The 11220-nt window shown below is 72.1% G+C and carries 12 protein-coding genes; 9 read left to right on the top strand and 3 right to left on the bottom strand.

What is annotated here, in order from left to right; all coding sequences use genetic code 11:
- Positions 1 to 454: 454 nt before the first annotated feature.
- From OIB37_RS34175 to OIB37_RS34145, 7 genes are all read left to right on the top strand, one after another.
- Entirely contained in the window at positions 455 to 2020 is a 1566-nt protein-coding gene (locus OIB37_RS34175) for a cytochrome ubiquinol oxidase subunit I (protein ID WP_330461475.1), read from the top strand.
- A gap of 18 nt (positions 2021 to 2038) precedes the next feature.
- Complete coding sequence (cydB, locus tag OIB37_RS34170) at positions 2039 to 3076, top strand: cytochrome d ubiquinol oxidase subunit II (protein WP_330461474.1); 1038 nt, start codon at positions 2039 to 2041, stop codon at positions 3074 to 3076.
- Between the two features lie 544 nt (positions 3077 to 3620).
- Complete coding sequence (moaA, locus tag OIB37_RS34165; protein WP_330462077.1) at positions 3621 to 4601, top strand: GTP 3',8-cyclase MoaA; 981 nt, start codon at positions 3621 to 3623, stop codon at positions 4599 to 4601.
- Between the two features lie 58 nt (positions 4602 to 4659).
- On the top strand, positions 4660 to 4926 hold the full coding sequence (locus OIB37_RS34160) for a DUF6457 domain-containing protein (protein WP_330461473.1): 267 nt from the start codon (positions 4660 to 4662) through the stop codon (positions 4924 to 4926).
- A 59-nt stretch (positions 4927 to 4985) separates the two neighbouring features.
- The gene (locus tag OIB37_RS34155) at positions 4986 to 6173 is read left to right on the top strand and encodes a molybdopterin molybdotransferase MoeA (protein WP_330461472.1); all 1188 of its coding nucleotides are present in this window, start codon (positions 4986 to 4988) and stop codon (positions 6171 to 6173) included.
- A 117-nt stretch (positions 6174 to 6290) separates the two neighbouring features.
- Positions 6291 to 6566 (top strand): MoaD/ThiS family protein, encoded by a 276-nt coding sequence (locus OIB37_RS34150; protein ID WP_330461471.1) that lies wholly within the window; start codon positions 6291 to 6293, stop codon positions 6564 to 6566.
- Between the two features lie 99 nt (positions 6567 to 6665).
- Positions 6666 to 7112: a molybdenum cofactor biosynthesis protein MoaE gene (locus tag OIB37_RS34145; protein WP_330461470.1), complete on the top strand. Its 447-nt coding sequence runs from the start codon at positions 6666 to 6668 to the stop codon at positions 7110 to 7112.
- Positions 7113 to 7197: 85 nt separating this feature from the next.
- Here OIB37_RS34145 and OIB37_RS34140 read toward each other — a convergent pair whose 3' ends face one another.
- The gene (locus OIB37_RS34140; RefSeq protein ID WP_330461469.1) at positions 7198 to 7836 is read right to left on the bottom strand and encodes a DUF1345 domain-containing protein; all 639 of its coding nucleotides are present in this window, start codon (positions 7834 to 7836) and stop codon (positions 7198 to 7200) included.
- Positions 7837 to 7994: 158 nt separating this feature from the next.
- On the opposite strand from OIB37_RS34140, the gene OIB37_RS34135 reads away from it, so the two are divergent.
- Positions 7995 to 9749 (top strand): FUSC family protein, encoded by a 1755-nt coding sequence (locus tag OIB37_RS34135; protein ID WP_330461468.1) that lies wholly within the window; start codon positions 7995 to 7997, stop codon positions 9747 to 9749.
- 71 nt (positions 9750 to 9820) lie between these two features.
- A complete protein-coding gene (locus tag OIB37_RS34130; RefSeq protein WP_330461467.1) occupies positions 9821 to 10189 on the top strand; it encodes a thioesterase family protein in 369 nt (122 codons plus the stop codon).
- Between the two features lie 21 nt (positions 10190 to 10210).
- On the opposite strand, the gene OIB37_RS34125 is transcribed toward OIB37_RS34130, so the two are convergent.
- Positions 10211 to 10600 carry an NUDIX hydrolase gene (locus OIB37_RS34125; protein WP_330461466.1) on the bottom strand — a complete coding sequence of 130 codons (390 nt, stop codon included), beginning with the start codon at positions 10598 to 10600 and terminating at the stop codon, positions 10211 to 10213.
- Positions 10601 to 10726: 126 nt separating this feature from the next.
- Complete coding sequence (gene moaC, locus OIB37_RS34120; RefSeq protein WP_330461465.1) at positions 10727 to 11212, bottom strand: cyclic pyranopterin monophosphate synthase MoaC; 486 nt, start codon at positions 11210 to 11212, stop codon at positions 10727 to 10729.
- Positions 11213 to 11220 lie beyond the last annotated feature (8 nt).

Raw genomic sequence — 11220 nt, 5'->3', positions numbered from 1 at the left:
AAGAGGCAATTCCGATCACGCGATAGGCGCCGCTTATCTAGGGCCTCTCCCCGGAACGGAGCATCTCATATTCGGTCGCCGCACGCCCGCGCCCTTTCCCTCCAGGGGCGGTCCCGATCGGGTCCCGTCGCGACGCACACCCCTCGGACCAGGCATAATGTCGGCCGTAGGCTGACCTCGACGCCGCCGGTGAGCGATAGATAAGTGCCACCTATTGCCCGATCGACCGCCCCTCTTTGACTTGTACGGGAAATTCGTCGACGCTGGCGAGCGCACAGTAATCAAGCATTCACCGCCGCGGAAAAGGCTCCGCCGGCAGAGCACCCTTATCACACCCGAAGACGGCTCACGAAATGTCGCTTTCGGGATGATTACCGACATATCCACATTCACCCTCTGGCGGTGCCCCGACTCGGCCTCGCGAGCGGCGCCGTGGAGTGAGGAGAGACCCGCCGTGCACCTGGCACTGGCCCCGGACACCATCGCGCGATGGCAGTTCGGCATGACGACCGTCTATCACTACCTGTTCGTACCCCTGACCATCAGCCTGGTCGCGATCACAGCCGGCCTGGAGACCGCATGGGTGCGCACGGGGAAGACGAAGTACTTCCACGCCACCAAGTTCTGGGGCAAGCTCTTCCTGATCAACATAGCCATGGGCGTCGCCACCGGGCTGGTGCAGGAGTTCCAGTTCGGCATGAACTGGTCCGCCTACTCCCGCTTCGTCGGTGACGTCTTCGGCGCGCCCCTCGCGCTGGAAGCCCTGCTCGCCTTCTTCTTCGAGTCCACCTTCATCGGGCTGTGGATCTTCGGCTGGGACAAGCTGCCCAAGAAGATCCACTGTGCGTGCATCTGGATGGTCTCGATCGGCACGATCCTGTCGACGTACTTCATCCTCGCCGCCAACTCGTTCATGCAGAACCCCGTGGGCTACCGGCTCGACAGGACGGGCGGCAAGGCGCACCTGACGGACATCGCCGCGGTTCTCTTCCAGAAGCTGAACCTGGTGGTCGTCGCCCACACGCTGACCGCCTCGTTCCTCACCGGCGCGGCCTTCGTCATGGGCATCTCCGCCATCCACCTGTGGCGTGCCGCCCGCCGGCAGCGCGCCGGCCGGCCGACCGACCTCAAGCAGGTGGCGGCCATGCGCACGTCGCTGCGGCTCGGCCTCGTCCTGGCCGTGATCTTCGGTCTGGGTACCGCCATCAGCGGTGACAAGCTCGGCGAGGTCATGTTCGAGCAGCAGCCGATGAAGATGGCCGCCGCCGAGGCGCTGTGGGACAAGGAGGCTCCCGCCCCCTTCTCCGCCTTCTCCGTCCCCGACGTGGCCAACCACCGCAACAGCGTCGACGTCCAGGTTCCCGGACTGCTGTCCTTCCTGGCGCACAAGGACTTCCACTCGGCGGTCCCGGGCATCAACGACACGGCGAAGGCCGAGGCGGCCAAGTACGGCGGCAGCCCGTCCGCGTACATGCCGAACGTCCCCATGACGTACTGGGGCTTCAGGGCGATGATCCTGTTCGGCATGACCTCCTTCTCGCTCGGCGCGGCCGGACTGTGGCTGACGCGGCGGAAGTTCTGGCTGGCTCCCGAGTTCCGCACCGGCTCCTTCGACGTGCCGCGGATGATGCTGACCAAGAAGCGTGAACTCGGCCCCGCCGTGACCGGCCTGGTCTGGCGTGCCCTGATCTTCACCCTCGCCTTCCCGGTGATCGCCAACTCCTTCGGCTGGATCTTCACCGCGATGGGCCGTCAGCCGTGGGCCGTGACCGGCCTGCTGCGCACTGTCGACGCCGTCTCGCCGAACGTGTCGCTCACCGAGCAGCTCATCACCCTGATCGGCTTCGCGCTGCTGTACATCGCGCTCGCCGTCGTCGAGCTCAAGCTGCTGGTCAAGTACGCGGGTGCCGGTCCGGTCACCGCGGACCGGCCGCCGATGCGGGACATCAAGCTGGGCGGCGGATCCACGGAGCCGGGCGCCGAGCAGAACCCCGACAAGCCGCTCGCCTTCGCCTACTGAGAGAGAAAGACCGGATCCGTGCATCTCCATGATCTGTGGTTCTTCGTCATCGCCCTGTTGTGGGTCGGCTACTTCTTCCTCGAAGGCTTCGACTTCGGCATAGGCATCCTCACGCGGCTCCTGGCCCGCGGGGAGGACGAGCGCCGCGTCCTCATCAACACCATCGGCCCCGTCTGGGACGGCAACGAGGTCTGGCTGGTCACCGCGGCCGGCGCGACCTTCGCGGCCTTCCCCGACTGGTACGCCACCCTGTTCAGCGGCTTCTACCTGCCGATGTTCGTCATCCTGCTCTGCCTGATCCTGCGCGTCGTGGCCTTCGAGTACCGGGCCAAGCGCAACGGTGAGCGCTGGAAGCGCAACTGGGAAGCGATCATCTTCATCACCTCCCTGGTGCTGGCCTTCATCTGGGGCCTGCTGTTCGCCGCCATGGTCCACGGCCTGCCGATCGGGGCCGACCACCAGTTCCGCGGCAGCCTGTCCGACCTGGTCCACCCGTACGCCATCCTCGGCGGCGTGACGACGACCGTGCTGTTCACCTTCCACGGGGCGGTGTTCGCCTCGCTGAAGACCGTCGGAACCATCCGGCACCGGGCCAGGCACCTGGCCCAGAAGCTGGGCGTGCTGGTCATCGCCCTGCTGCTGGCCTTCCTGACCTGGACCCAGGTCCAGACGGGCAACCCGCGCAGCCTGGTCGCCGAGGTGATCGCCGTACTGGCGATCGTGGCGGCGATCGGCTTCAACTTCGGCCAGCGTGAGGGCCGGGCGTTCATCAGCTCCGGCCTGAGCGTGGTGGCGGCCACGGCGATGCTGTTCCTCGCCCTGTTCCCCCAGGTCATGCCGTCCAGCCTGAACCCGGCCTGGAGCCTGACCGCCACCAACGCGGCGGCGGGCGCGTACACGCTGGGCATCATCACCTGGGTCGCGGGCTTCGCCACCCCGCTGGTGCTGCTCTACCAGGGCTGGACCTACTGGGTGTTCCGCAAGCGGATCGGCGTGCAGCACATTCCCGCGCCGGTCGTGCACGGCCCCGTCCACGGCAGCCACGCCGCCCGGTGAGAACCCGGCCCGCCATGACGTCCCACGCCTCTCGCCCGCTCCCCCGCGCCACCGCGGGCCGCGCCTCCCGCGCGGTCCGACGGCGGCCCGGCGGGGCAGGCGACGGCGTGGCGATGTCCGGGGGCCGGGCCCCTTCCCGAGATCATCATCGGGACGTGCCGCGTTCACGCCGGTACGGCGGACTCCGGCCACCTGGCACCGGCGCGCCACCGCGGCCGGGTCCACCGCCACGCGACCGGGACGGCCCGAGCGGCCGGAACGACCCGGGCAGCCCCTGTCGGGCGGCCCGTCAGGCGGACCGATCGTGCCGAAGTCGCCGCCCCGGCGCGCCGCGGCAGGTCAACACGGCCCCGGATCGCGCACCATACGACCATAAGACCGCCTCCCCGCGGAGGAGTATCCCGCACCGTACGACCGGATTCGGGCAGCAGAGGAAGAAGGCAGGACCGTGTACCGAAAGCACACCGACCAGCACAGCGAAACCGCCGGCGCCGGTCCGCTTCGGCACGGCCCCGCCGGGCGCCGGCCGGCCGCACCGGAGCCCCTGGTGGACCGTTTCGGCCGTGTCCACACGGACCTGCGCCTGTCCCTGACCGACCGGTGCAACCTGCGCTGCACCTACTGCATGCCGGCCGAGGGCCTGGCGTGGCTGCCCAAGGACGAGATCCTCAGCGACGACGAGATCGTGCGTCTGGTCCGCATCGCGACCGAGCGCCTCGGCATCACCGAGGTCCGGCTGACCGGCGGCGAACCGCTGGTGCGGCGCGGCCTGCCGGACCTGATCGCCCGTCTGACCGCCCTGGATCCGGCCCCCCAGCTCTCCATCACCACCAACGGCATCGGCCTGGCCCGCTGCGCCACCGCACTGCGCGAGGCGGGACTGAGCCGGGTCAACGTCAGCCTCGACACCCTGCGCCCGGAGCGTTTCGCCGCCATCACCCGGCGCGACCGGCTCGCCGACGTGCTGGACGGTCTGCGGGCCGCGCACGCGGCCGGTCTGGACCCCGTCAAGGTCAACGCGGTCCCGGTACGCGGGGTCAACGACGACGAGATCGCCGATCTGGTCGCCTTCGCCGTCGAGAACGGCTACCGCATGCGGTTCATCGAGTCGATGCCGCTGGACGCGCAGGGCGCCTGGGAGCGTGACCGCATGGTCACGGCCGAGGAGATCCTGGAGCGCATCGGCGAGCGCTTCGACCTCACCCCGGTCGGCCGGGAGGACAACGCCCCGGCCGAGGAGTGGCGCATCGACGGCACCGACGCCGTGGTGGGCGTCATCGCCAGCGTCACCCGCCCGTTCTGCGGCACCTGCGACCGGGTGCGGCTCACCGCGGACGGCCAGCTGCGCAACTGTCTGTTCGCCACCAAGGAGTCGGACCTGCGGGCCCTGCTCCGCGACGGCGCCGACGACGAGGCGCTGGAGGCGGCCTGGCGGTCCTGCATCGCCGGCAAGGCCCGCGGCCACGCCATCAACAGCGAGGACTTCCGCCGCCCGGACCGCCCGATGTCGGCCATCGGCGGCTGATCCCCGGACGCGACACCCGACCCGACCAGACCGACCACACGACCGCGAGGACGACAACATGAGCCGCATGCACGAATGGATCGAAGCCGCCAAGACCGAACTGGGCATCGATCTCGATGTCGACGTCACTGAGCTGCTGGACATGACCAAGGTCGTCGCCCACGAGGTGGCGCGCCCCGCCGCGCCGATCACCTCGTTCCTGGTCGGCTACGCCGCGGCGCTCCAGGGCGGCGGCCCGGCCGCGGTCGCCCAGGCCAACGAGCAGGTGACGAAGCTGGCCGAACGCTGGGCGAGCGAGCGCGAGAACGGCTCCACAGCCCCGTGACCACGGACCCGACGAACAGCGCGGGCGGTGCGCCGCGGCATGCGGCGCACTCGGCCCACATGGCTTGGGAGCAGGCCCGGTCGGCGGCACGCGCCGCCGCCGGGCAGGCGCTGCCCGCCGTCCCGCGCACCCTGGCGGACGCCCTCGGCCACGCCCTGGCCGAGCCGCTGACCGCGCTCACCGACCTGCCGTCCTTCGCCACCTCGGCGATGGACGGCTGGGCCGTGTCCGGCCCCGGGCCCTGGCGGCTGGGTGGTGCCGGCATCCTGGCCGGCGCTTCGCCGGAACCGCTCGGGCCGGACACGGCTGCCCCCATCGCCACCGGCGCGCCGCTGCCCCCGGGCGCGACGGCCGTACTGCGCCGCGAGCACGGGGAGACGGACGGCCGGGAGGGCGTCCTGTACGACCGCTCCCCCGGCCCGGAGCCCCTGGCCGAGGGACGCGACGTGCGCCCGCGCGGCCAGGAGTGCCGCAGTGGTGAGCCGCTGCTCCCCACCGGCACCACCGTGACCCCGGCCGTCCTGGGCCTGGCGGCGGCGACCGGATACGACCGGCTGCTCGTGCACCGCCGTCCGAGCGTGGAACTGTTCGTCCTCGGCGACGAGCTGCTCCAGTCCGGTGTGCCGCGCGGCGGACGCGTCCGTGACGCGCTCGGCCCCTTGCTGCCGCCCTGGCTGGAGAGCTGCGGCGCGGAGCTGATCGGCGAGCACCGGATCGCGGACGAACTCGGGCCGCTGCGGGAGGCCGTACGCGACTCGAGGGCCGATGTCGTGATCACCACCGGCAGCACCGCCGCCGGACCGGTGGACTTCCTGCACGACACCCTGCGCGCGCTGGGAGCCCGGCTGCCGGTCGACTCGGTCGCCGTACGGCCGGGCCACCCCATGCTGCTCGCCGAGCTGCCGGCCGCCCCCGACGGCCGGGCCCGCCGGCTGGTCGGCCTGCCCGGCAACCCGCTGGCCGCCGTGGCCGGCGTGGTCACCCTGGCCGTACCGCTGCTGCGGAGCCTGGGCGGTCACGCGGACACCGAGCCGTGTCCGATGACCGCGGCCGAGGCCCTGCCGGGACATCCGCGCGACACCAAGCTGCTGCCGGTGCGCGTCAACGGCACCTCGGTGGCACCGCTGCCGTTCAGCGGTCCCTCGATGCTGCGCGGCCTGGCACTCGCCGACGGCCTCGCCGTGCTGCCCCCCGGCGGGGTGGCGGCCGGCGCCGCCGTGGAGGTCGTACGGCTGCCCGGTCGCTGACCGGCTCCGCGCCGCCTCACCACCCCCGCCCCGCCACCTGGGCCCGGCGACACCCCGGACCCGACGACACCCACCGGCCCACGAGCCGGAACCCACCTGACGAAGAAGGCACCAGACATGGAGACAGCGACAGCACCCACCGGGATCATCCGCTACTGGGCGGCCGCCAAGGGAGCGGCCGGCACGGCGGAGGAGCCGTACCGAGCGTCGACGCTGGCACAGGCGCTGGCCCAGGCGCGGGCCCGGCACGCCGACCGGCCGCGCTTCGCCCAGGTGCTGGCCATCTCCTCGATCCTGGTGAACGGCGACCAGGTCGGCGGCCGCGACCACGCGGCGGTGGCCCTGCCCGACGGCGGCACGGTCGAGGTGCTGCCGCCGTTCGCGGGCGGCTGAGGCCACACCCCGGCACCACCTGCCACCCGCACCGCCGTACCGCGTCCCACCCGCACCCCCGACCCAAGCCGCCTCTCGGACCCGAATCTGGATTCCCCCATGCTGCAGACGCCCCAGACCCTCACGAGCCCCATCCGCCTGCTCTCCCTGCGCGACACCCCCCTCTCGCTCGACGAGGTGTACGCCGCCGTGGGCGACGACGCGGCGGGCGGCACCGCCCTCTTCGTCGGCACGGTGCGCGACCACGACGGCGGCCAGTCGGTCTCCTCCCTGGAGTACAGCGCCCACCCGACCGCCGAACGCGAGCTGGAGCGGGTGGCGGCGAAGGTCGCCGCCGAGTTCCCGGTACGCGCGCTGGCCGCGGTGCACCGCACGGGTCTATTGGCCATCGGTGACATCGCGGTGATCACCGCCGTCTCCTGCCCGCACCGCGCCGAGGCGTTCGCCGCCTGCCGCCGTCTGATCGACGACCTCAAGCACACGGTGCCGATCTGGAAGCGGCAGATCTTCGTGGACGGCGCGGAGGAGTGGGTCGGCGCCTGCTGATCCCGAGCGGCGGGGCGGCGGACCCCGAGCGGCGGGGCGGTGGACCCCGCCTCGCCCGCGCGGGTCCGCCCCCGACCGGTCAGGGTCAGCCGGTGACGATCCCCGTGACCAGGTTGATGGTGGTGGCCAGGATGACGGTGCCGAACGCGTAGGACAGCAGCGTCTGCCGCAGCACCATCGAGCGGATCACCGGACTGGACACGTCGGTGTCGGAGACCTGGTAGGTCATGCCGAGGTTGTAGCTGAAGTAGAGGAAGTCCCGGTACGTCGGCGGCAGCTTGTTGTTGAAGTCGATCCCGCCGTCGGTCACGTCGTAGTAGAGATGCGCGTAACGGGTGGCGTACATCAGGTGCAGGGCCGCCCACGCCATGAAGACGCCGCCGAGCGCGATCGCCGCGGCGGCGTGACCGGTTCCGGAATGGCTGGACAGGAGCAGCAGCACGACTCCGACCAGTCCGCACGAGGCGGCCGCCACCACCACCAGTTCCTCGGTGAGCGGCCGGAAGTTCTCCCGCCGCGAGCTGCGATGAGTCGCCGGCCCGTCCATCGGCCACAGCACGAGCCAGCCCGAGACGACGAAGACCGCCCCCGTGGCGGCGATGCCGGCGAGCAGGCCGAGCGTCGACTGGTCGGTCGTCACAGCGACGACCGCGCCGACCACCGCGCCGACCACCAGTGCGACGGCAAGCCTGGGGACCGCTGACAGCGGCAGCCACGTGCTCATAAGGCCTCACGGTAGCGGCCCCGCACCTGGTCGGCACGGTGATACCGCCGTCGGGGTCGGCGGGCGGCGAACGCGGGAGAAGGTGCCGCGCCCGCCTCGCGCGCGATACGCGCAATCCTGATCAGGAATCCGGCCGGGGCAAGTGATATACACCGAACATGCCCCTCTCTCGCCCTCCGGATCCCCCCGGGAACGGCAGTGGCCGACGGCGGTCGGCCGCCGGCCTGGCGAGGGTGCTCACCCCGAGCGGGGTACTCACCCTGAACCGGGTGGACGGGGCGTTCCTCTTCGCTCTGCGGGCGGCTCTCGCCATGGCGCTCTCGGCGCTGCCCGTCACACTGGTCGGACGGCCCGACCTCGCCGTGTACGCGATGCTGGGCTCCTTCACCACCACGTTCGGGCGCAATCTGCCCTACCGGCGCCGGGCCCGGGTGCTCGCCGGGGTCGCGGTGGCCATGACCGCGTGTGTGGGCCTCGGCTCGGCTCTCGCGTCGGTCGCGCATCCCTGGGAGGGCGGCGCGGGCGCCGCCGTGGTGGTCACGGCGACGGCGGTGGTCGCGGGGCTGTCGAAGCTCGTCTGCGACGCGACCGGGCTCGGCGGACTGGGCGCGGTGCTGCTGCTCTTCTCCTTCGCGGTGGCGGCCAACGCGCAGCCCCAGCCCGGTGAGGTGCTGGTGCAGACGGCGCTCGCCGCGGCGGGGGCGGCGGTGGCCTGGGTGCTGGCCATGATCGGCCGGTTCGTGCACCCGGACCGGCCGCAGCGGCTCGTCGTTGCCGCGGCGCTGCGCTCGCTCGCCGACCTGCTGGACGGCGCCGTCGGCGGGGCCGGGCGGGCCCGGCACCGGGCGACCGGCGCCGTCCTCCAGGCGTACCACTCCCTCGGGCTCGCTCCCCCGACGGGCGCCGAGACGATCGACCGGAACACCACCTGTGTGCGCCTGACCGACCTGTCCTGGTCCCTGCTGATCGACTCCTCCCAGCACTCCCGCGACGACGCCGTGCTGGCGGGGCATCTGAGGCAGCAGGCCGCACTGCTCACGGACCGCCGCCTCCGGTTCGCCCCGCTGCTTCCCGACCTGGCCGTGCTGTCCCCCGTGGCGACGACGGACGTGGCCCACGGGAAGAGGACCGCGAAAGTGGCACCGGTGGATCCCGCCGCTCGGCGCGCCTGGGAACTGGTGAAGGGGCGCCGCGACAGCCACGCCCCCCGGACGGTGCTGCTCGTGCCCGCGCTGCGGATGTTCCTCGGCACGCTGGTGGCCGGCGGGGTGGCCGTGGGCCTGGGGATCGGACACGGCTACTGGGCGGCGATCTCGGCCGCCGCGGTGCTGCACGCGGTCAACGTCCGCACCACCGCGCAGCGCGCCGCCCAGCGCACCCTGGGTACGGCGGCCGGACTGGTCATCGCCCTCGCGGTGCTGGCCGCGCATCCGCTTCCGTTGGTGCTCGCCGCGGTGATCGTGCTCCTGGAGTTCCTGCTGGAGTACGGCGTGGTCCGCAACTACGGCCTGGGCGTCGTCTTCCTCACGCCGCTGGCGCTGCTGCTGAGCGATCTGGCCACGCCCTCTCCCACCGAGACGCTGCTCTACGACCGGGGGCTGGCCAGCGTGCTCGGCATCGTCGTCGGGCTGCTGTGCGCGCTGCTGGTGGTCCACGACCGTGCCGCGGTCCGGGTGGAGCACGCGCTGGCCGCGTGCACCGAGGCGATCGGCTGGGCGGAGGAGGCCCTGGCCGACCCCGTCCACGCGCCGCGTCCGATCGTCCAGGTGCAGCTGGCCGTGACCACCGTGGAGTTGCGCGAGGCCGACGACGCGGCGGCGGGCGAGCTGTGGCCTGCGGGCATCGACCCCGCGGTCCTCGCCGCGGCCGAGCAACGCGCTTATCTCCTGCTGGCCCGGCTGCTGTACCGCTGAGGACGAAAGGGCACGAAAGAGCGGCGCGCCGGTGACGTCCGCCGCGGGCCCGGTGACGTTAGCGTGGTGCGATGCGCCACGAGGTGACCGATGCCGACACCGCGGCGGCCATGGGCAGCGGCGACGTTCCCGTGCTCGCCACCCCGCGCCTGATCGCGTGGATGGAGGCGGCGACGGTACGGGCCACCATGCCGTTCACCGGGCCGGGCCTCACGACGGTGGGCACCGCCGTACGCGTGGAACACCTGCGCGCCACGCGCGTGGGCGGCCATGTGGAGGTGACCGCCGAGTCGCCGCCGTCCGTGCCGGGCCGAAGGCTCACGTTCGCCGTGCGGGCCGTCGACGGCTCGGGCGCACTCGTGGCCAGGGGCGAGATCGACCGGGCGATCGTCGACCGCCGGCGGTTCCTCGTGCAGGCGCCGGAGACGACGGACGACTGATCCGGACGGACGGCGCCCCGCTCACACGGGAGTGTGTCCCTGGAGGTAGTCGCGTACGGCTCCGGGCAGCGGGAGGCGGGCCGCCTCCGCGAACGGGGCCCAGCGCTGTTGCTCCGCCGGGAGGCTGCCGCCGCCGGACGGGGACTCGCTGAGCAGCTGGCACACCACCGCTGCCACCGCGACCGGCTCCCCCGCCTCGCGCGGTTCCAGTGCCTGGGAGCCGTCGACGAGGTAACCGGTGAGCTCGTAGACGACGCGCTCCGCGGTGGCGTGCGGGGACTCGGCCGGTTCCGGGGTGCCGGCGGGCAGTTCCCAGTCCTCGTGTTCCGCGTGCTCCGCCACCATCAGCAGTCTGCCGTCGTACACCACGACCGCCTGCACCGTTCCCCCGGCGGCCTGCTCCAGCGACATGACGCCACCACCCCTTCCCTGTCCACGAGTCGAGCGCCCTGCCGCGCGTGCGGCCCGGCGCTCGTTCCCTACCCAGGACGGGGCGCTGCGCACCTTTCCGCGCCGCCTTGTCCGTGTGAGCGGGCATCAGGACGCAGTGCGCTGCCAGTGGCCGGACTTGCCGCCCGTCTTCTCCTCCACCCGTACGTCCGTGATGACCGCTCCCTTGTCGACCGCCTTCACCATGTCGATCACGGTCAGCGCGGCGACGGACACCGCCGTCAGCGCCTCCATCTCGACACCCGTACGGTCCGCCGTCCTCACGGTGGCGTAGATCTCCACGGCGTCGTCCGCGACCGACAGGTCCAGTGTCACACCCGACACCGACAGCGGATGGCACAGCGGGATCAGGTCCGGAGTGCGCTTGGCACCCATGATCCCCGCGATCCGCGCGGTCGCCAGGGCGTCACCCTTGGGGACACCCTCGCCGCGCAGCAGCTCGATCACCCGGGGCGAGACGAGAACCCGGCCACTGGCACGGGCGGTACGCGCGGTCACGTCCTTCCCGGAAACGTCGACCATCCGGGCCGCGCCCGCCTCGTCGATGTGCGTCAGTCGGTCCTGCGTACCCATGATCCGCG

Source organism: Streptomyces sp. NBC_00820 (assembly GCF_036347055.1).
Classification (GTDB): Bacteria; Actinomycetota; Actinomycetes; order Streptomycetales; family Streptomycetaceae; genus Streptomyces.
Note: the sequence above shows the minus strand (reverse complement) of the source record. Positions and strands in the feature narration are given on the sequence as shown.

What these genes read in the sequence shown, in the direction of transcription:
- OIB37_RS34160 (WP_330461473.1), top strand. Translation starts at nt 4,660, where the DNA reads ATGAGCCGCATGCACGAATGGATCGAAGCCGCCAAGACCGAACTGGGC.
- OIB37_RS34155 (WP_330461472.1), top strand. Translation starts at nt 4,986, where the DNA reads ATGGCTTGGGAGCAGGCCCGGTCGGCGGCACGCGCCGCCGCCGGGCAG.
- OIB37_RS34150 (WP_330461471.1), top strand. Translation starts at nt 6,291, where the DNA reads ATGGAGACAGCGACAGCACCCACCGGGATCATCCGCTACTGGGCGGCC.
- OIB37_RS34145 (WP_330461470.1), top strand. Translation starts at nt 6,666, where the DNA reads ATGCTGCAGACGCCCCAGACCCTCACGAGCCCCATCCGCCTGCTCTCC.
- OIB37_RS34140 (WP_330461469.1), bottom strand. Translation starts at nt 7,836, where the DNA reads ATGAGCACGTGGCTGCCGCTGTCAGCGGTCCCCAGGCTTGCCGTCGCA.
- OIB37_RS34135 (WP_330461468.1), top strand. Translation starts at nt 7,995, where the DNA reads ATGCCCCTCTCTCGCCCTCCGGATCCCCCCGGGAACGGCAGTGGCCGA.
- OIB37_RS34130 (WP_330461467.1), top strand. Translation starts at nt 9,821, where the DNA reads ATGCGCCACGAGGTGACCGATGCCGACACCGCGGCGGCCATGGGCAGC.
- OIB37_RS34125 (WP_330461466.1), bottom strand. Translation starts at nt 10,600, where the DNA reads ATGTCGCTGGAGCAGGCCGCCGGGGGAACGGTGCAGGCGGTCGTGGTG.
- moaC (WP_330461465.1), bottom strand. Translation starts at nt 11,212, where the DNA reads ATGGGTACGCAGGACCGACTGACGCACATCGACGAGGCGGGCGCGGCC.